General features: G+C 57.9%; 20 protein-coding genes. 11 read left to right on the plus strand and 9 right to left on the minus strand.

Annotated features, from left to right (window positions below; translation table 11 throughout):
- Positions 1-27 precede the first annotated feature (27 nt).
- Positions 28-1191 (minus strand): S-(hydroxymethyl)glutathione dehydrogenase/class III alcohol dehydrogenase, encoded by a 1164-nt coding sequence (locus RA19_RS23645; RefSeq protein WP_039167687.1) that lies wholly within the window; start codon positions 1189-1191, stop codon positions 28-30.
- A gap of 123 nt (positions 1192-1314) precedes the next feature.
- Here RA19_RS23645 and RA19_RS23650 point away from each other — a divergent pair, with 123 nt between their 5' ends.
- On the plus strand, positions 1315-2331 hold the full coding sequence (locus RA19_RS23650; RefSeq protein WP_052262021.1) for a GlxA family transcriptional regulator: 1017 nt from the start codon (positions 1315-1317) through the stop codon (positions 2329-2331).
- A 25-nt stretch (positions 2332-2356) separates the two neighbouring features.
- Here the strand turns inward: RA19_RS23650 and RA19_RS23655 are convergent, their stop codons facing one another.
- The 3 genes from RA19_RS23655 to RA19_RS23665 form a co-directional block, all read right to left on the minus strand.
- Complete coding sequence (locus tag RA19_RS23655) at positions 2357-2992, minus strand: DUF1826 domain-containing protein (RefSeq protein WP_039167690.1); 636 nt, start codon at positions 2990-2992, stop codon at positions 2357-2359.
- Between the two features lie 76 nt (positions 2993-3068).
- The gene (gene thrS / locus RA19_RS23660; RefSeq protein ID WP_039167692.1) at positions 3069-5009 is read right to left on the minus strand and encodes a threonine--tRNA ligase; all 1941 of its coding nucleotides are present in this window, start codon (positions 5007-5009) and stop codon (positions 3069-3071) included.
- A gap of 108 nt (positions 5010-5117) precedes the next feature.
- Positions 5118-6242, minus strand: coding sequence for a CobW family GTP-binding protein (locus tag RA19_RS23665; protein ID WP_052262022.1), 1125 nt, complete (start codon positions 6240-6242; stop codon positions 5118-5120).
- An 80-nt stretch (positions 6243-6322) separates the two neighbouring features.
- On the opposite strand from RA19_RS23665, the gene hisI reads away from it, so the two are divergent.
- Positions 6323-6796: a phosphoribosyl-AMP cyclohydrolase gene (hisI, locus tag RA19_RS23670; RefSeq protein ID WP_052262023.1), complete on the plus strand. Its 474-nt coding sequence runs from the start codon at positions 6323-6325 to the stop codon at positions 6794-6796.
- Positions 6797-6831: 35 nt separating this feature from the next.
- Here hisI and RA19_RS23675 read toward each other — a convergent pair whose 3' ends face one another.
- Both RA19_RS23675 and RA19_RS23680 read right to left on the minus strand, forming a co-directional pair.
- The gene (locus RA19_RS23675) at positions 6832-7014 is read right to left on the minus strand and encodes a hypothetical protein (RefSeq protein WP_039167698.1); all 183 of its coding nucleotides are present in this window, start codon (positions 7012-7014) and stop codon (positions 6832-6834) included.
- Positions 7015-7358: 344 nt separating this feature from the next.
- Positions 7359-8258, minus strand: coding sequence for a LysR family transcriptional regulator (locus tag RA19_RS23680; RefSeq protein ID WP_039167702.1), 900 nt, complete (start codon positions 8256-8258; stop codon positions 7359-7361).
- Positions 8259-8387: 129 nt separating this feature from the next.
- Between RA19_RS23680 and RA19_RS23685 the strand changes: the two genes are divergently transcribed.
- The 6 genes from RA19_RS23685 (at position 8388) to RA19_RS23715 (ending at position 12460) form a co-directional block, all read left to right on the plus strand.
- Positions 8388-9293, plus strand: a complete 906-nt coding sequence (locus RA19_RS23685) for an alpha/beta hydrolase (protein ID WP_152615860.1) — start codon at positions 8388-8390, stop codon at positions 9291-9293.
- A gap of 11 nt (positions 9294-9304) precedes the next feature.
- Positions 9305-10240, plus strand: a complete 936-nt coding sequence (locus RA19_RS27545; protein ID WP_241479136.1) for a nuclear transport factor 2 family protein — start codon at positions 9305-9307, stop codon at positions 10238-10240.
- Positions 10241-10250: 10 nt separating this feature from the next.
- Entirely contained in the window at positions 10251-10907 is a 657-nt protein-coding gene (locus RA19_RS23700; protein WP_039167705.1) for an SDR family NAD(P)-dependent oxidoreductase, read from the plus strand.
- A 5-nt stretch (positions 10908-10912) separates the two neighbouring features.
- Entirely contained in the window at positions 10913-11293 is a 381-nt protein-coding gene (locus RA19_RS23705) for a nuclear transport factor 2 family protein (RefSeq protein ID WP_039167708.1), read from the plus strand.
- Entirely contained in the window at positions 11290-11892 is a 603-nt protein-coding gene (locus RA19_RS23710) for an NAD(P)H-dependent oxidoreductase (protein WP_039167710.1), read from the plus strand. Before RA19_RS23705 ends, RA19_RS23710 begins: the two co-directional genes overlap by 4 nt.
- A 310-nt stretch (positions 11893-12202) precedes the next feature.
- The gene (locus RA19_RS23715; protein ID WP_039167712.1) at positions 12203-12460 is read left to right on the plus strand and encodes a HipA N-terminal domain-containing protein; all 258 of its coding nucleotides are present in this window, start codon (positions 12203-12205) and stop codon (positions 12458-12460) included.
- Between the two features lie 175 nt (positions 12461-12635).
- On the opposite strand, the gene RA19_RS27800 is transcribed toward RA19_RS23715, so the two are convergent.
- Entirely contained in the window at positions 12636-12806 is a 171-nt protein-coding gene (locus RA19_RS27800; protein ID WP_082020662.1) for a helix-turn-helix domain-containing protein, read from the minus strand.
- Between the two features lie 365 nt (positions 12807-13171).
- Here RA19_RS27800 and RA19_RS23725 point away from each other — a divergent pair, with 365 nt between their 5' ends.
- Together RA19_RS23725 and RA19_RS23730 are read left to right on the plus strand one after the other, a co-directional pair.
- Positions 13172-14287 (plus strand): tyrosine-type recombinase/integrase, encoded by a 1116-nt coding sequence (locus tag RA19_RS23725; protein WP_039167716.1) that lies wholly within the window; start codon positions 13172-13174, stop codon positions 14285-14287.
- Between the two features lie 813 nt (positions 14288-15100).
- Entirely contained in the window at positions 15101-15391 is a 291-nt protein-coding gene (locus RA19_RS23730) for a hypothetical protein (protein ID WP_039167719.1), read from the plus strand.
- Between the two features lie 137 nt (positions 15392-15528).
- Here RA19_RS23730 and RA19_RS23735 read toward each other — a convergent pair whose 3' ends face one another.
- Positions 15529-16797 carry a tyrosine-type recombinase/integrase gene (locus tag RA19_RS23735; protein WP_082020663.1) on the minus strand — a complete coding sequence of 423 codons (1269 nt, stop codon included), beginning with the start codon at positions 16795-16797 and terminating at the stop codon, positions 15529-15531.
- A gap of 459 nt (positions 16798-17256) precedes the next feature.
- Here RA19_RS23735 and RA19_RS23740 point away from each other — a divergent pair, with 459 nt between their 5' ends.
- Positions 17257-17742 (plus strand): hypothetical protein, encoded by a 486-nt coding sequence (locus RA19_RS23740; RefSeq protein WP_152615861.1) that lies wholly within the window; start codon positions 17257-17259, stop codon positions 17740-17742.
- On the opposite strand, the gene RA19_RS23745 is transcribed toward RA19_RS23740, so the two are convergent.
- Positions 17739-18416, minus strand: a complete 678-nt coding sequence (locus RA19_RS23745) for a tyrosine-type recombinase/integrase (RefSeq protein ID WP_241479137.1) — start codon at positions 18414-18416, stop codon at positions 17739-17741. The two genes, RA19_RS23740 and RA19_RS23745, sit on opposite strands and share 4 nt — an antisense overlap.
- Positions 18417-18442 lie beyond the last annotated feature (26 nt).

The raw sequence follows: 18442 nt of genomic DNA on the forward strand, positions 1-18442 counted from the left end.
CAGCTGGCAGCTGCGGACCACAATTGATCAGGCTGGAACGATGACACCCGGCAAGTCATTCACCCGCATCGTGTCATTCGGCTGGAAGTGAATAACCGAACGGATCGATTTGCCCGCGTGCAGCAAGTCAAAGGCGGTGTTGATCTGATCGTGAGTCATGTTGTGGGTGATATAGGGGTCGACATCGAAATCGCCGCGCAGCCATTCATCCACCATGCCCGGCAGTTCGCTGCGGCCCAGCACGCCGCCGAACGCGGAGCCGCGCCAGACACGGCCGGTGACCAGCTGGAAGGGGCGTGTGGCGATTTCTTCGCCTGCGCCGGCCACGCCGATCACCGTGCATTCGCCCCAGCCCTTGTGGCAGCACTCCAGCGCCGCGCGCATCACGTTAACGTTGCCGATGCATTCAAAGGAGTAGTCGACGCCGCCGTTGGTCATTTCGACAATGACATCCTGGATCGGCTGCGGGAAGTCGGCGGGATTGATGCATTCGGTTGCGCCCAGGTTCTGGGCCAGCGGGAACTTGTTGGGGTTGGTGTCGATGCCGATAATGCGGCTCGCGCCGACCATTTTCGCTCCCTGGATCGCCGCCATGCCAACTGCGCCAAGGCCAAAGATCGCGACGGTCGAGCCCGGCTCGACCTTAGCAGTGTTGCGCACGGCACCGATGCCGGTAGGGACGGCACAGCCCATGACGCTTGCCTTGGCCAGCGGCGCGTCCTTTGAGATTTTGGCAACCGCAATCTCGGGCAGGACCGTGTATTCGCTGAAGGTCGAGGTGCCCATGTAGTGATGGATCATCTTTCCCTTGTAGGAGAACCGCGAGGTTCCGTCGGGCATCAGCCCCTGGCCCTGGGTCTTGCGGATTGTCTGGCAGAGGTTGGTTTTGCCGGATTTGATGAACGGGCAGTTGGGGTCTTCGGGCGTGTAGAGCGGGATCACATGGTCGCCGGGCACCACCGAAGTCACGCCGCGGCCGACCTCCTCGACGATGCCGACACCTTCGTGGCCCAGGACAGCGGGGAACAGGCCTTCGGGGTCACGGCCCGACAAGGTGAACATGTCGGTGTGGCACAGGCTGGTGGTCACGATGCGGACCAGAACTTCACCTTCCTTGGGGCCTTCCAAATCGATTTCTTCAATCTCCAACGGGCGGTTGGGTTCCCAGGCAATGGCTGCACGGGTCTTCATGGCAGTGCTCCTTCTTCAGTTTTCTGATTTGCAATGTTATATCGTAACGAACTAACGCCAAAGGCTGCCGACCGGGTAAATCTGGCCATTCGGCACGTTAACAAAGCCCAAGAGGACAGACGCATGAACCTGACTGCTTGCCCTAGGCCGGAGCACAAACGATCTGTGGCGCTGGTGATTTACCCGGGTTTCAAGGCGCTTGAGGCTATCGGCGTGCTTACGGTGCTGAGCTATGCCGGTCGGCACCTGGATCTCTCCAGGCTGAACGGCGGATACGACGTGACGATCATGGCGCCCGAACCCGGCCCTGTGTGTTCCGACACGCTGATGTCGCTGGAGGCTGGCGCGGGCCTGCCCAGGGAGGCGCCGCTCGGCACGGTGTTCATCGTGGGCGCCCAGGATATCGAGACGGTGCTGACGCGGGAAGCGGAGCTCGTTGGATGGTGCAGGCGGCGGGGTTTTGAGGCGGAGCGCTTTGCAGCCCTTTGCACTGGCAGTTTCATCCTTGCCGCTGCCGGTCTGCTGGATGGCCGGAAGGCGGCCACGCATTGGAACTACGCGGCGCGTTTGCAGAAGCTGTTCCCAGTGGTTGATGTCGATGCCGATGCGATCTTTGTGCAGGACGGCCCGCTGTGGACCTCAGCCGGGGTGACCGCAGCGATAGATCTGGCACTGGCCTTTGTGGAGCAGGACTTTGGCCGCGATATTGCGCTGCGGGTGGCCCGCGACATGGTGATGTATCTCAAGCGGCCCGGCGGGCAGTCGCAGTTCAGCACAATGCTGACCGGGCAGATGAGCGGTTCCGCCGGCATGCGCGATATCCGGACCTGGCTGAGCATGCGGTCTGATCAGCCGATGACGCTGGATGCCATGGCCGCGCAAGCCAATATGAGCGTGCGCAGCTTCACGCGCGCCTTTGCCGCCGAATGCGGGGTAACGCCGATGGCCTACCTTGAAGGGCTGCGCTGCGACCGGGCCAAGACCTTGCTTTTAGACACGGATCTGCCGATGAAGACTGTTGCATTCCGGTCGGGGTTCAGCTCGGACGAGCAGATGCGCAAGGTGTTCCGCCGCCGCTTCTCGTTGTCGCCCCGCGATTACCGGGCGCGGTTCAAAACCGCGGGGATGGCGCCGGGCTGAGGCCTGGCGTGCCGAATTTCTGCGGTTAGTGGAGGGTTTCCTGGGGTTCATGATCCATGGCCGGGTCAATCACGGCTAGAAAACGGGTTTCGCCCGTGCCTTCGATAGGCGGCGAGCGGTGCAGCAAGGCGGTCTGCTCTTTGCCAGGCCAGCGGCGGCCGCGCAGCAGAACCGCGCTGCCCGAGGAAACCGAAAGGGGCGCGGCCTCGGCTCCGGGCTGGGCAAGCTGGGTTCCCGCGCCCAGGTAGGTGCACAGCAAGCGCGCCGTCATATTGTCGACGTGGAACCTGCGGCAGGCGTTTGTGGTGACAACTTCCAGACGCACATGCAGCAGCGGCGTCTCCATGATCTCGCTCATAAGGAATCCAAGCGCGGCGATGTCGCCTGCCAGCATGTCCCGCTCCGGTCCGGCGGGTGTTCCAGCCAGGCTGCAGGCCGCCTGAATGCACCCTTCCAGCGCATCGACACCAACAAGGCTGCGCAGCTTTGGCAATTTCTCCGGTGGCAGTCCTGAAATCCAGTTGGCAAACTCAGGCGCTGGATCGCGCTGCCAGATTGCGGCCGCAACACCCGGCTGTTTGATGCCCGGCAAGGCCGAGGCATCGCGTGCCTGCAGCACAGAGCAGGCTTCGCCTCGGGCGGGAAAATCAACAACGTTCATGCTATTAACCCCTTTCGGAATACCGGCGGGAAACGCGGGACAGCGGAGTGCATTGGTTTGCCTCTGATGTGCTTGTTCATGACTGACTGGTCTCCGCTTGGGCCGCCGCCGGCGGCTGAGCATCCAGCGTCAGGAGTGTGATGGCTTCGGACAAGGGCAGCGTCTGCGTCTTGGCCTCGCCGTGGCGGCGGATGGTGACCGTCCGCTCCTCTGCTTCGCGCATGCCAAGCGCGATCTGGACGGGGATTTTCTTCAGCGCGTGTTCCCGAACTTTGTAGCCGATTTTCTCGTTGCGCAGGTCCGTCTCCACCCGCAATCCGGCGGCGCGCATGGCCTGGGCCACTTCCTTGGCCCAGTTATCTGCGGCGCCGATGATGGTTGCGGCGACCACCTGAACCGGCGCCAGCCACAGCGGCAGATGGCCCGCGTGATGTTCGATCAGGATGCCGGTGAAGCGTTCCAGAGACCCGAACAGCGCCCGGTGCAGCATGACCGGCGGGAGCTTTTCGCCCGAGGCCGCCACATAGGAAGACCCGAAGCGTTCAGGCAGGTTGAAATCCACCTGCAGCGTGCCGCATTGCCAGTCCCGCCCGATGGCGTCGCGCAGGACATATTCCAGCTTGGGCCCGTAAAACGCGCCTTCGCCCTCGAACAGCGTGTATTCATGCCCTGAGGCGTCCAGCGCCTCTCGCAGGGCATCTTCAGCCCGGTCCCAGCTTTCTTCGCTGCCGATACGGTTTTCCGGCCGGGTGGACAGCTTGATACGGACATCCTCAAAGCCGAAGTCGCGGTAGATCGACAGAACCAGGTCGTTGACCTTAAGGCATTCCTCTGTCAGCTGCTCAGGCGTGCAGTAGATGTGGGCGTCATCCTGGGTGAAGCTGCGCACGCGCAATAGCCCGTGCAGCGCGCCGGACGGTTCATAACGATGCACCTTGCCGAATTCGGCCAATTTCAGCGGCAGATCGCGGTAGCTTTTGGTGCCTTGCCCGTAGATCAGCATGTGGCCGGGGCAGTTCATCGGCTTCAGCGCATAGTCCCGGTCGTCCTCGGTTTGCGCCAGGAACATGTTGGCGCGGTAGTTCTGCCAATGGCCTGAGGTCTCCCACAGTGCTCGGTCCATGATGTCCGGCGAGTTCACCTCAACATAACCCGCCGCCTCCTGCCGGTCGCGCATGTATCCGATCAGGGTCTGAAACAGGCGCCAGCCCTTCGGGTGCCAGAAGATGGAGCCCGGCGCGACTTCTTCGAAATGGAACAGGTCCATCTCGCGGCCCAGCCGCCGGTGGTCGCGTTTCTCCGCCTCGGCCATCATGGTCAGATGTGCGTCCAGATCAGCCTTGGAGGCGAAGGCCACGCCATAGATCCGGCTGAGCATCGGGTTGCTGGCATCGCCGCGCCAATAGGCGCCGGCAACCCGTGTCAGTTTGAAGGCTGCGCCGGCGTCGCCCGTGTGACGCATATGCGGGCCGCGGCAGAGGTCCAGCCAATCACCCTGCCGGTAGATCGTTACCGGTTCGCCCTCGGGGATCGCATCCAGCAGGGCCAGCTTGTAGCTCTCGCCTGCGGCTTCGAAATGCGCGCGCGCCTGGCTGCGGGTCCAGGTCTCGCACACGAAGGGGGTGCGGCTTGCGATGATCTCGCGCATTTTGGCTTCGATGACCGGAAGGTCTTCGGGCGTGAAGGGCGTCTCGCGCTCGAAGTCATAGTAGAAACCATGTTCGATTGCGGGGCCGATAGCGGTCCGGGTTCCGGGCCAGAGCGTTTGCACGGCCTCGGCCAGCACATGAGCCAGGTCATGGCGGATCAATTCCAGCGCACGGGGATCATCGCGGGTCACCAGCTCTACCGCGGCACCATCGGGGAGAGGGGCTGACAGGTCGGTCATATGCCCGTCGACCGAGGCCGCCACGGTGCGCTTGGCCAGACTGGGGCTGATTGCGGCGGCCAGGTCGGCAGCGGTCGCGCCGGCAGTCAGCGCGCGGGCGGCCCCGTCAGGCAAGTGGACATGGATCATAGTGATTGCTTCCTGGGTCGTGCGGGCGGAGCCGGAGTCTGTCCCGGCCCGCCCCATGGGTTGCAGCGCTTCAGCGGCGCGAAACATTGGTGGAAAACAAGCGCAGGGTCACAAAGCCTCGGCGCTCAGGGTGTGAACGGTTATCCCCTGGGTCTCGTCCCCTTCCTTTGGACGCATGCGCAGCATGGCCAGGCTTTGCCTGAGATCCTCCTGCGGAAAATCCCGGGCGATCACGACGACACGGCTGGTATGATCGCCTGCCGGCCAGTCCTTCAGAGGCACTGGAGGTTCGAAAATGTGCTGGACACCGTGAAAGACAAAGGGTGTTGGCACATCTTCGATATGGACAATGCCTTTCAGCCGCAGGATGTCCGCGCCACGCAATGCGATGAGCGTATCCAGCCAGAAATCAAATACCCGGGCCGGGACCGGTGTGTCGATTGTCACCGATTCCGTCACGATCCTGCTGTCCGTGGCATGATGCGAAGGGGCACTAATTTCCAGCATCGGATCCGCCTGCGGCAGGTCAAACCCGGATAGCCCTGCCAAGGGGTCTGCCGGTGCAGCTGCAGCAGACCCGGCAAGCCAGTCGAGGGCATGGCTGCGGGATGTTTCCTTGCGCATGGCGCTTAAGCTGAACAATGTCCCGGAAGGGACGGCTCCATGGTCGGCCTCGATCCGTTGTGCGCCCGGGTTCAGCCGGTCAAGCAGCCGGGCCAGCGCCCGCTTGGCAGCCCGGTTGGCCAGATCCCGCTTGGTCAAAACAATCCGGTCGGCCATGGCAACCTGCGCTTGCGCCTCGGCGTGCTGGTTCAACGTGTTCTCGCCCAGAACGGAATCGACGGCTGTGACGATACCATCCAGTGCAAAGCTGGCGGCTAATTCCTTGTCGATCAGCAAAGTGTGGTGGACGGGTCCTGGATCCGCCAGCCCGGTTGTTTCGATCACCACGCGGTCAAACGCCAGTTCCCCTTGGGTGCGGCGGTTCAGCAGGGACATCAGCGTCCTCGACAAATCTCCGCGGATGGAACAGCAGATGCAGCCGGCTGCCATCAGAACCACATCTTCAGCGGTTTCCTCGATCAAATCATGATCCAGGCCTGCATCACCGAACTCATTGACAACTACCGCTATACGGCCTGCGGCGGGATCGTGCAGCAGATGGTTCAATAGCGTGGTTTTCCCCGCGCCCAAAAAGCCGGTGAGCAGGGTGATTGGGATCTGGCTTTGCATGTCGTGCCGCTCTTTCGGGTTGCGAAGCAGGTTTGACCATGATTGTTATGAAATAACATATCAAACAGCAAGGTATCCAAGTGGACAAAATTCGTTTCGCCCCCCGCCAATCGGTCGAGGAAGTCGAAGAAGGCTGCGTGCTGGCGCCCAAGTTCGGCCCCGACGGGCTCATGCCCTGCATCACCACGGACGCGGACAGCGGCGAGGTTCTGATGCTGGGCTGGATGACGGCTGAGGCCCTGCGGCTGACGCTGGAATCCGGCGAGGCGCATTACTTCAGCCGCGCACGTCAAACGCTTTGGCATAAAGGCGCAACATCCGGGCTGGTTCAACGGGTTGTGGAAGCGCGGATCGATGACGACCAGGATGCGATTTGGCTGCGTGTGGCGGTCGCAGGCTCAGGGGCCTCCTGCCATGTGGGCTATCGCTCCTGCTTCTACCGTGCGGTGCCCGCTGGCACCGATGCGGGCGCCCCGCTGGTTTTCAAGGAAGACCGCAAGAGCTTTGATCCAGCAGCCGTTTACGGCGATGCGCCGAATCCAACGCAGCTGTGAGTTTTACCGCCCAAATCAAAGGGAAGGCAGCCACACTATGGCATATCCAGCGCATAAAACGCCTGGTCCGTGAAATGGCTGGTGCCGGGCAGCTTGCCTTGATTACCGTTGTCGAAATCGACTGCGGCGATCCTGACTGTCCGGGACCAGCCACACAAGTTACCATCCTGGGCCCGGATTTTGTCCGCCGGGGTTTCACCATCCATCTGCCGGTTCATGCGATCCGGGCGGCGGACCTTTCGGCAGTCCGGACCTAAGGACCAGACCAGCTCGCCCTAGGCCGTCCCTCAGGGCGGTCACCTTTGCAATCTGGTCAATGGCCGGCTGCGTCATCCGCTTGATGGTCACTGTGACGATCACGGACCGCAGAGAGTGGTTGAACAGTTGGGGCCTGCCACTGAGGCCCCGTGCGACAAAAGGGCCCGGCGCACGGGTTTGCTGGGCGGCGAACTGGCAGGACAGGAGACGAAAGGGGTTTGACCTTGGAAATGCGGAAACTCTTCTTTGGCGCCGCATCCAGGAAGGGGCCAATCACTGAGAAACGGCAGTCGGCAAGCCAGCGTCAGTTTTGAACAACGTGTTCTCTGAGATGTTCCATGAACAGCCTGAGCGGCATCATGGAGCGGTATTCCCGGGGGAAATAGATATAGATGCCGGGGGTTCCTGCCAGATGGGTCTCCAGCACCGGCATCAATTTTCGCGACGCAATATCCTGCGCGACATAATCCCGGAACGTGTAAGCCAGCCCTAGCCCTTGGCGCGCCAGATCAATGGACGCCGGCAAAGTGTTGTTGATCAGGTTGCCTCGCACATCAACTGAATAGACGCCTTCCTTCCCTTGGAATTCCCACGGCGCTATGCGCCCGGAGGAATGAAAGCGGTAGCGGATGCAATTGTGATGCAGAAGATCGCGCGGGGTGTCCGGCTCACCTTGACGGGCCAAGTAATCCGGGCTGCCCACAACCGCCAGCGCCATAGGCGGGGTCAGGCGGACCGCCACCATGTCCTGCGCGATCCGGTCGCCGATCCGGAACCCCGCGTGCAATCCTTCTTCAACAAGATCGGTCAGTGCGTCGCTGATGCAAAACTCCAGCTCGATTTCGGGGTAGGCGGCGCAAAAGGAGGGCAGGGCAGGGCTGACATATAGATCATAGACATGATCCGCCATCGCCAGCTTGAGTGCCCCGCGCGCTGCGTGCCCTGTCGTGCGGGCACTTTCCACCGCATCCGTCAGCTGGTCAAAGGCTGGCCCCGCCCCGCGGATCAGCGCCCGGCCTGCCTCGGTCAGGCTGACAGACCGGGTGGTGCGGATAAACAGCGCTAGGCCCAGTTGTTCCTCCAGCGTTTTCAGCTGATGGCTCACGGTCGAGGGTTTGAGGTTCAGCGCATCGGCAGCCGCGCGCAGGCTGCCGTGGCGGGCAATGGCGGTGAACACTTCCAGCGTGGCAAGAGGCAGGCGCATTGGGACTCCTTCAGTGCGATTGGTAGATTTGATACACTAAAGAAGTGAAGGGGTGGGGAATTATCGCATGATGCTACGGGGATTAAGTTGGCGTCATCACGGCAACACCGATCCGGAAGAGACCACCCCATGACCATTATCAATCTGCAAAACACCCCGTCGCGCAAAGGCGTGGCCGAGCGCACGGTTTCCTTTGACAGCAACGGCCACACTCTGAAGGGCACGCTATACACCCCCGAGACCGCCAAAGGGCCGCTGCCCGCCGCCATCGTGACCGGTGCCTGGACCACCGTCAAAGAGCAGATGCCCGGCACCTATGCCCGCGAGCTGGCCGCCCGGGGTTTTGCGGCCCTAGCGTTTGATTTCACCGGCTGGGGCGAGAGCGGCGGAACACCGCGCTACGTTGAAGACCCCGCCGCAAAGACCGCCGACATCCATGCCGCTGCTGCCTTCCTGGCAACGCTGCAAGACGTCGATGCAGGCCGCATCTCGGGCCTGGGGATCTGTGCCTCGTCGGGCTACATGGCCGCGGCTGTGGCGGATGACGATCACCTGCAGAAGGCCGCTCTGGTTGCCCCATGGCTGCACGACCCGGAAATGGCCGAGGGCATCTACGGTGGAGCGGAGATGGCCGCAAATCTGATCGCCGCCAGCGAAGCCGGGAATGCCGCAGAAACCGTTCTGCTGGCAGCCAGCGCCACCGACGAAAACGCAGTCATGTATCAGGCCCCTTACTACACCGAAGAAGACCGGGGCTTGATCCCGGCCTATGACAACAAATTCTCGGCGGCGTCCTGGAAACCCTGGCTGACCTATGATGCGCAGGCTTCAGCGGACCGTTTGACCAAGCCGATGCTGATGGTCGGCTCACCCTCCATCGCCCTGCCTGCCGGTGCCGCCGCCTATGAGGCCCGCACCAAGGCGCCGCTGGAAAAGCTCTGGCTGGGCGAGGACGTGACCCAGTTCGATTTCTACGACCGCAAGGACGCGGTCACAGCGGCGGCGGATGCCGTGGCTGACTTCCTGAACGCATGAAAGGGCAGCCGATGAAAACCCTGACCAAAGCCGCCGCACTTACTGCGGTTCTCATCGCCGGAGACGCAGCCATGGCCGGAACCCCTGAAGAGAACATCCAGGTTGTGCAGGACTTCTTTGCGGCCTACGGCGCAAACGACCTGGACGGGATTGCCGCCGTCATGGACGCAAACGTCCGCTGGCATATTCCCGGCCGCCATCCGCTGTCCGGCACCAAACAGGGCCGCGAGGAAGTAATGGACTTTTTCGTGCAGCTGGGCACGGCGGGTTTCAAGGCCGACCCGATCTACTTTGGCGCGGATGAAACGCATGTAGTCGACATTCACCGGGGCTGGTCCAACGCCGAGGGCAAGCCCAATGTGGATACGACATGGGCACTGGTCTACCGGATCGAGGAGGGCAAGATTGCCGAGGCCACCAACCTCAGCGCGGATCAGGATGCCGCCAATGCCTTCTTCCGCGCGCACTACGATCCGAAAGAAGCAAGCGCCGCAGCAAGCACCGCTGAAACCCAAGGGATCACAAACGCGGTCTACAGTTTCTTTGCCGCGGTGGACGCACGGGATTGGGATGGCACCCAGGCGCTGATGACCAATCCCTTCCATCTCGATTACTCCAGCTTCGGCGCCAGCCCCGGTGCGGATCTGCCCCCTGCAGACATCCTTGAGGGGTGGAAGGCCTTTCTGCCGGGCTTCGACGCAACACATCATCATCTGGGGCCGCTTGAGATCGAGGTGACCGGCGGCAACGCAACTGTGCGTACCTCTGTCATTGCAACGCATCAGATCGCAGGTGCCGAGGGCGGCGACACTTGGACTGTCTACGGCGACTACGTTCTGAAACTGGTCCAGGGCAACGGCTGGAAACTGTCCTCCAACACCTTCCGCTTCAAGTTCCTGACAGGCAACACCGAACTTCCGGCTCTTGCGCAGGCCAGGCTGAAGTAAGGAGAGGGGCATGAAACGCGCGCTTGTGACTGGTGCCAACCGGGGTATCGGGCTGGCGATTGCCAAAGGTCTGGCGAGGCAGGGCTACGAGGTCCTGATCGGATCCCGCAACCGTGCCGCGGGTGAGAAAGCGGCGAAACAGATCGGGGCCGCAGCGGTGGAACTGGATGTGGCCGATCCGGCCAGCATTGCCCGCGCCGCGGAGCAGGCCGGGCCGGTGGATGTGCTGGTTAACAATGCCGGCATCCTTGGATCGGGCAGCCTGCTGGATGATCCGCAGGGGTTTGCCCAGTCGATAGCCGTCATGGTGCATGGCCCCTATCTTTTGATGCACCATCTGACCCCGCATATGGTTGCGCAGGGCTACGGCCGGGTGGTCAATGTCTCTTCAGGCTGGGGGGCGTTCTCGGACGGCGTCAACGGCCCGGCTGCTTACGGCGTTGCCAAGGCGGCTCTGAATGCGCTGACCGTCGCAACAGCCCGCACCCTGCCAGACACCGTCAAAGTGAACGCCATGTGCCCTGGCTGGGTCCGGACCCGCATGGGCGGGATGGGCGCCAGCCGCTCACCGGAAGAAGGCGCAGACACGGCCATCTGGCTGGCGTCCCTGGACGCCGCAGGCCCCACCGGCGGCTTTTTCCGCGACCGCAAACCGATTGAGTGGTGAGAAGAATGGATATGCACAGTTTCATCGCTGACTGGTTCGGACGTTTCGACCGGCTTGAACCCGTTGAGGCCTTCCTGGCCGACTTGCATCCGAACGTGGATTGGGACATGCCGGACGCGGATCCGAACCTAGAAGGCCGTGCCCGCGTTCGCGCCTGGTGCGCAGGGGTTATGGACACATTTCAACGCCCGACGGAGCACCATGTCACCGGTATTACTGCGGGCGGCAGCACAGCGTCTTTCAACGTGACCTTCCGCGCGCTCACACTCCGCGGCCGCACCATCGAAGCCCATGTCCGCGAGGATTGGCGTTTTGAAGCCCGGCCTAATGGCCGCCCGCTCATCACCCATTACTCTGCCCGCTTGCTTGAAGAGGCAAACTCATGAAGATCCTTGTTTTGACCGCTCATCCGGATCTGAAAAGATCCCGCATCAACCGAGCCTGGTTCAATGCCTTGACCGAAGCCGAGGCTGTCACCGCCCGCGACCTTACTGCCGTCGGCGGTCCTGACATGCAGTTCGACACCGACGCTGAGCAAGCAATGCTTTTGGAACATGAACGCATCGTGTTTCAGTTTCCGTTCTACTGGTACTCTTCCCCGCCGGTGCTGAAAGCCTGGATGGATCAGGTGTTGTCTTATGGCTTCGCCTATGGCCCGGGCGGTGACAAGCTGAAGGGCCGCGAATTGCTGATCACTGTCTCAACTGGCGGCCCGGCGGACAGCTATCACGCAGGCGGTTATAACAACTTCACCGTTGATGAATTGCTGCGCCCGTTCCAGCAGACTGCACACCTGACCGGCATGACCTATCTGCGGCCTTTCGTGGCGCATGGCATGGCCCTTGCAACTGAAGAGCAGATCGATGCCAGCGTGCCAGAGATGCTGGTGCATCTGACCGATCCGGAACTTGATCCGAAAATCAAGCAAGCCCGGTTGCTGAAGGCGCTGGCAGACGATCCTTCTAAGGCCGCAGCTGTTAGCTGACCGCATAAAGTCGATCAGCCTGCGCACCCGGGCAGGCAGAAGGCGCCGGCTAGGGTAGACGGCTTGCATATCGCGGGGAGCGGGCTGCGCAATAGCAACGCTCACGTCCTGCAAACCATCCCCGACCATGCCGCGCCGGGCAGCACCTGCAAGCGTGCCGAGGTGTCAACCTCGTGGGCGGCAATACGCGGTTTGATTTGGGTACCCGGTTGCATAAGCCACGGCTGGCGCGAGACCAGGGCCGGCAATTCTGCCGGCTGCTCTTGCGAAACGGAGTCATCGACTCTGTGCCCTGCCAGGAAGCCCTGGGATGCCGAAGAGCTTCGGGCGCATCTCAAAAAAACTCTTGAGTGCCGAGGCGCACCAAGGCGGCCCTGTCATTGCCTTTCTGGAAAACCTGCTGCCGGACAATCAGGCGATACGTGGGCGCGTTGCCGCTCAGGTGCGCGCAGGCCGCACGGACGCATGGCACATGCTGGAGAAGATCGGGCGCGATTGCGTGGGAGCATTGCAGTTCGTCTCTGGTGGGGTCTCCGAGGTTGCCCCTCGAGGGAGAGCCCTTATGTGAGGCGCACATTGCGGATATGCTGAGCAACCTTGCCAGTGCTCCGCTTGGCTTGGACGAGGAAGACAACTTCCGCATTTCAATCGTAGGTGCGCAGGAGAAAACGGCTCTGCTGCGCCACGACGGCGCGTGTAGCCGCCTATCGGGGCTCACCCCAACGACCCATAAGCGAGTTGTCTTATTTTCGTTCACGGTTTCCTCGTGGGGCCAATAGGGTCTGAGGATCTACATTCAAAGCACGCGTCAAGCGCTCCGAAATGTCGGGGGATACCGAGGACTTTGCCAGTTCAATCTCGCTGATGTAGCTGCGGTCTATGCCTGCTGACAGCGCAAGGCCGTTACCGGTCACTCAGGCGTTGAGATGTTGAAAAAATACGGTGTGCCGATCCGGCAGAGAGAGCTGGCTAAACGCGCTCAAGAGGCAAGAAATCAAATGGAACGGATCACGATCGAAACGTGAAAGTTTCAACGCTTGTTTCAAAATGCGCAGTGGAGGAGAAGGGCAATGACACAAGTCATTGAATTTTTTGGAGGCGAGTACCGGAATCGAACCGGTGTACACGGATTTGCAATCCGTGAAATATGGGTTTCATAAGTGAACATAGAAGACCATATTCCTAGTATTACCCTTGAAAATAAGGGGTTTTGTGATTATTGCTGAACATAGAAACACCTCCTTACGCTCGCGATTCATGAGACTAAAAAGAGACTGAAATGAAGCTGCGGCTGACCGACATGGCGATCAAGAAGCTGTCTCTTCCCGAGAAGGGGCAAGTGACCCATTGGGATGAAGTCATGCCAGGATTTGGCTTGCGATGCTCAACAAAGAGCAAGTCTTTCGTGGTCATGTACGGAGAAAAACGTCGCCTCAAGACGTTGGGCCGTTACCCAAGCCTGTCCCTGTCTGATGCACGTGCGCAGGCCAAGCGCTTCTTCGTTGAGGTGGAAGGTGAAGAAGATGCGTCTTCTCGAGAGGCTGTACTATTCGAAGATGCCAAGAAGCGTTTCCTCAGCGACTGCGAAAAGCGCAACAAGCCGCGCACGATAGCTGACTATACTCGGCTATTGAATAGACATTTCAATTTCAAAGAGGATGTTCAGGACGTCACGCGCAAGCAAGTGATGGAGGTGGTGTCCGGCTTGTCAGGTACACCATCAGAGCAATCTCATGCCTATGTAGCCATCCGAACCATGATGAACTGGTGTGTGCGGCATGGCCTCATTGAACATTCGGTCGTGCCCCCGATGAAGCAGACGATGAAGGCTCGAGATCGCGTGTTGAGTGAAGATGAGCTCAAGCAAGTGTATCTGCGTGCTTTGGAGACCCCTTTCCCATTTGGGCCGATTGTACAGCTCTTGATCCTAACCGGTCAGAGACGCACTGAAATCGGGCTTCTGCGCAAGTCTTGGATCAATGGGGATGAAGTGACGTTCCCAGAAGGTTTTGCCAAGAACAAGCGAGAACACCGCATCCCCTTATCGCCTTTGGCTCAAAAAGTAGTGTCAAATCTGCCGGATACTGGTGACTTGCTGTTCCCTGCCGCCACTGACCCCGAAAAGCCGTTTTCTACATGGGCCTGGCACAAAGCGAGATTTGATGAAGGGGTAGAGGGCGTTGCTCCTTACACCCTTCATGATCTGCGGCGCACTTTTGCTACCATACACGCCAAGATCGGCACACCGATTCACGTAACTGAAAAACTCTTGAACCATGTCACGGGAACCATCAGTGGGGTTGCTGCCGTCTACAATCGGCATTCCTATTTTGAAGAGATGCGAGACGCTGCAAGCCGGTATGAGCTACTGCTTCAAGAGCTCATCAAAGATTAAGGGATGAAAGAATGAGTAGGCTAGGCTTGCTCCATCTCTGCAGCGACGCCATTCAAATTTCAAATCTTCTGATGCCATCCAACTGTTTGTTAGTAAACTATATTTCCAGACTTTGAATGAGTCTGTGATGCTTGCTGACGCTTGGATGCGCACAGGGGTGCAAAATTTTCTTCGCAGCGATCCTTGAATTTTTCCCGACGCCTTCGCATCTCTTTAACACGAGATGTTATTTTCATAGAGGCTCTGAACCTACGCAACTCACCCCCAAAAAACTCCCGAGCCTCGAACCTAGCTATGCTGACTGTTGGCGAGTCAGCATCCATATCATGGAGACTTCAATGTCTGTCTTTCCAATCTCACTAACTAAAATCTCCCGTCCTAACACATCCCCCACAAAATACTTGGCTCAAAGGCTACTGGGTTCTTTCGAGCAACCGCTTCTAGCTGCCGTTGTAAAGCTAGGACCAGATGCTTATAGCTCAGCGCTTGCAATATTCTTGTCTGAAAATCTAAATCGGACTGTAACTGTTGGCCAGGTTTCCAGAAGCCTAAATCGGCTCAAAAAAATGGGAATCTTGGACAGTAAACGCTGCTTGCCAGAAGTAAGGCAAAAAGGGCAGCGTTCGCGTGCTGTGTATTTCTTGACGGAACACGGCCAAACGTTCTTTCAATCCCTCATTGATGAAAACAAGGAGACATCGACCAGAAACAATCCCCTCACGTCTCGTGAAACCCCTGTGAAAACTAACCCCGCGTAATCGCCGAAGGCGCATTTCGCGCCTTCATTATAAATTTTTTATAGGAAGGACGAATATGAGCCTTACTCTAAATGTAGAACGCCGGTCAATAAAATGGCCTCCAAAACTCTACCGCAATCTTCTGGCGTGTGTCATTCCGAAGCAGAGCTTTCGCGATGACTATGGTCACTATGTAGACGAATACCGCGAGAAATATGCTGGTGGGAATACAAAAAAAGATAAGAGCAAAGCCGTGGCATGGCTTGCTCTTACCTTCTTGAACGAATTTATCCGCGCCAGCTTAGACCCTGCACGTGCATTCTTCGTTCAGCTTGCAATTGCGATCATCATCGCATCGATCATTTAAACACTCATGATGTCTCTGGGCGCGCCACTTTTGGTGGCGCGCTCAAGCAATTTGCAAAAATATTATTACCATGTGAGGTTTCTTTACGCAACATTATTCCACTTATTTGGTTGAGGCCTGCCATCTAAACAGTACCGTTAATCCACACCTAGTAATTGCCCCAGCTTGTTTGTTACTGGTCTCAGTGGATCTACAAACCCAAGATCGTAGATCATGGTCGTATCAAGATTTCCCCTGTGATCTACATAATGGGACACATCTTCCCGTCGTACTCCTTGCCCCGTGATCATCAATGAAATCGCCATGCGCTTGAGGTCATAGAGCTGAAAGTATTCAGGGACCCCATCGAGCTTCTTGAAGCTCTGAATGGATCTCTTGAAGTTGTCTCGCGGCTGAGATGGATCTGAATGGTTCGGGAACAGTAATCCACTCTCAGGCCAGCGCCCTCGCTGCTCCCTCACCAGTTCAGCGACCTTCGGATGAATGGGCACGGAGCGATACGCATACTCATAGCGGTTGCGAGAGAGCTTGATACCTTTGGTGTTGTGTTTGTGCCAAATGAGGCGCTCTAGATCGAAGTGCTCGAACTTTGCCTGTTTCACCTCTGCTGGACGCGCCATCGTGAGGAACAATATGCCCATGAAAGCACAGAGCTCTGTTAGGTGTTCGTGCTGACGCGTAAAGTGGCCAGCCTGGAGGGCGGCTAGACGCTTCTCCTCCCCTGCAAGCCCCTCGAGATTGACAGCAGTACGCATTGGGGGATTGAACACGTGCCAAGAAATTTCTCGAACCTGTTCAGGCGTATAGTCGCGGCGCTGTTTGATGACCTTTCTCTTCGTGAATGGGTCACATGGATTGCGCATATCGACGTACTGCATGCGGATGGCCCAGTTGAAGAGCGCTTTTAGCTGCTGAAGAGCGTTGTTGGCCGTGCTGTCTGAACGAAACTGTTGAATATACGGCCCGATGTGGCGCGGGGTGATGTCTATCATCGGTACATCGCGGAAAGTTTCACCAATCGTGACCTTGTATTTACGCCTTTGCCCGCGATTTGAGGTTTTAGGTGGCTCCCAGGTCCACGGCGCAACCAAGCGTCCAAACTCTGATCGATGTGTTTTGCTCTTGGAGGCAAGTTGCTGAGCGTAGTAAGCATCAATCACCTCACCGAAGGTTTCGGCATGCTTTTTCCGGTAATCCACGCGAACATTTGCGTCTGGATCAATGCCTTGTTCAATTTCCGTATTACGCTGTTTGACGATGAGGCGTGCGGATGACACGTTCATCGTGTCTGGAGTACCAATAACCTTTCTTCGAGCTTTGCCGTTATAGCGGTAGTTGTGAATGAAAGATTTTGCGCCTTGAGATGTTATGCGAAGTCCGAGTCCGGAAACAGAATCATTTCGCATTTTGCCGTCCACACCAAGCGCACAATCTCGGATGATTTCTTGAGACTTGGCAGGCTCGCAAATTGATGTTCTAACAAGTGTGTCGGTAAGGTATAATCGTGCCAAAATTCCTTCAGTTTTTTTGTTTCTCGTGTACGTCTGGTGTACGCATTTTGGCACAATTTGTGAAAAAATTGCAATATTAAATTTTTTAAAAATTATGATATACTGTTTAAAATCAATAACTTATGCGCAAATCTTCAATATTCATATTGCATACAAAATCGGTTTGGGACCAGAGGGTCGTAGGTTCGAATCCTATCTCCCCGACCATATTTTTCAATAACTTACCATTCATTCAAAATCTACAACTACCGCCGTGTACGTTTCGTGTACGCATTTCTTTATATTCACTTTTTCATCAGTGCAAGACACCCCAATAATTTCGCAGGCGAATTAAATTGACAAATCGGGCCATTTGTGATCAAATACTTTCAACGTCGCAACTGTGCGGCTTTTTTATTTTGGGGCGCCGGGTGGCGCCCTTTTTCGTTAAATCAGATAAAGGGGATATATATGAGTGGACAACCTGCCATGATTTTTATGGAGCACGAACTCCAACACATGCTGACCGAAACAGCCAAACAAGCTGCTCAAGAGGTCATTGATAACTTTAAGTCGGAACTGAGCACTGATCCAAACGAAGTGGTAATCCGAAAACTGCGAAGATACCTTGCAGATCGTCAATCAGTTGCCAATCCGCGTGATCAATGGGCCAACGGGCTGCATATTCGCAGCATCAAGACAAACACGCGGGGCAAACCTCGATCACAGTCCTGGTTCCAGCAGTTCAAGGTAAAGAGTGGACTTAGCGGCTGCTTCAGCCGAAAGTCCCTCTCATCAGGCGGATTTCGGGAATGGTGCTTTGAAGATATTGCCAACGCCTGGGAGCAATCCCAGCTCTAATCCCACATGCGCTCTGCAATCTGCCGTTCCTCAGGCCCCAATGCTTGGCTATAGATGGCGGTGGTTTCCAATCGGCTATGCCCAAGCCACCGCTGTATGAGGTGAAGCGGTACGCCACGGGTGACAGCATGAACGGCAAAACTGTGACGCAAACCTCTGGCGGTCGCCTGTGGGCCTGATATACAAGCGTCTTGCATGACCGATTTTACAATGGTCCATGCCTGGGTGCGCTGCCAGGGGAACAGAGGCTTTTTACCTTCTGACAGAGCAGTGATCAGAGATCTTGGAACCGGCACCTGCCGAAAGACGATCTGGTCGCGTTTCTTCAGCGTTCGGAAGATTACAGCCCCCTCATCGCGGGAAATGTGCTCTGGCTTCAATGCCAGCACCTCCGACAACCGCCCGCCTGTCCATAGCAATGTCAGGCACAACAGACACGCTTTGTCTGGCTGGGCATGAGCAGCAGCAGTAAAGCGGTCACGTTCAACGGCGTTGAGATACTTGCGATGGCCGGTGGAGGTGAGAAGCGACGGCCCGGACATCAAAATATGTCCCTTGGTGCGCGCTGTAACTTCGCCCAGGATGCTTTTGCTTTCGTTGAGGTTTGTCTGCCTTTTCCCGCCGAACAGTCTTCCCCATTCTGTTCGGTGAAGAAAAAATGCCCTTTGTTTCAAAGGTGTAGAGATTGCCGAAGCAACCC

Origin of the sequence: Leisingera sp. ANG-M1, from assembly GCF_000813745.1 — a bacterium.
In the GTDB taxonomy this organism is placed as follows: domain Bacteria; phylum Pseudomonadota; class Alphaproteobacteria; order Rhodobacterales; family Rhodobacteraceae; genus Leisingera.

Bases quoted from the DNA above. Each gene is read 5' to 3' on its own strand.
- RA19_RS23700 (WP_039167705.1), top strand. From the start codon at position 10,251: ATGAAACGCGCGCTTGTGACTGGTGCCAACCGGGGTATCGGGCTGGCG.
- RA19_RS23675 (WP_039167698.1), bottom strand. From the start codon at position 7,014: ATGAACCGGCAGATGGATGGTGAAACCCCGGCGGACAAAATCCGGGCC.
- RA19_RS23725 (WP_039167716.1), top strand. From the start codon at position 13,172: ATGAAGCTGCGGCTGACCGACATGGCGATCAAGAAGCTGTCTCTTCCC.
- RA19_RS27545 (WP_241479136.1), top strand. From the start codon at position 9,305: ATGAAAACCCTGACCAAAGCCGCCGCACTTACTGCGGTTCTCATCGCC.
- thrS (WP_039167692.1), bottom strand. From the start codon at position 5,009: ATGATCCATGTCCACTTGCCTGACGGGGCCGCCCGCGCGCTGACTGCC.
- RA19_RS23705 (WP_039167708.1), top strand. From the start codon at position 10,913: ATGGATATGCACAGTTTCATCGCTGACTGGTTCGGACGTTTCGACCGG.
- RA19_RS23645 (WP_039167687.1), bottom strand. From the start codon at position 1,191: ATGAAGACCCGTGCAGCCATTGCCTGGGAACCCAACCGCCCGTTGGAG.
- RA19_RS23735 (WP_082020663.1), bottom strand. From the start codon at position 16,797: ATGCGAAATGATTCTGTTTCCGGACTCGGACTTCGCATAACATCTCAA.
- RA19_RS23680 (WP_039167702.1), bottom strand. From the start codon at position 8,258: ATGCGCCTGCCTCTTGCCACGCTGGAAGTGTTCACCGCCATTGCCCGC.
- RA19_RS23715 (WP_039167712.1), top strand. From the start codon at position 12,203: ATGCCGAAGAGCTTCGGGCGCATCTCAAAAAAACTCTTGAGTGCCGAG.
- RA19_RS23710 (WP_039167710.1), top strand. From the start codon at position 11,290: ATGAAGATCCTTGTTTTGACCGCTCATCCGGATCTGAAAAGATCCCGC.
- RA19_RS23650 (WP_052262021.1), top strand. From the start codon at position 1,315: ATGAACCTGACTGCTTGCCCTAGGCCGGAGCACAAACGATCTGTGGCG.
- RA19_RS23730 (WP_039167719.1), top strand. From the start codon at position 15,101: ATGAGCCTTACTCTAAATGTAGAACGCCGGTCAATAAAATGGCCTCCA.
- RA19_RS23665 (WP_052262022.1), bottom strand. From the start codon at position 6,242: ATGCAAAGCCAGATCCCAATCACCCTGCTCACCGGCTTTTTGGGCGCG.
- RA19_RS23685 (WP_152615860.1), top strand. From the start codon at position 8,388: ATGACCATTATCAATCTGCAAAACACCCCGTCGCGCAAAGGCGTGGCC.
- RA19_RS23655 (WP_039167690.1), bottom strand. From the start codon at position 2,992: ATGAACGTTGTTGATTTTCCCGCCCGAGGCGAAGCCTGCTCTGTGCTG.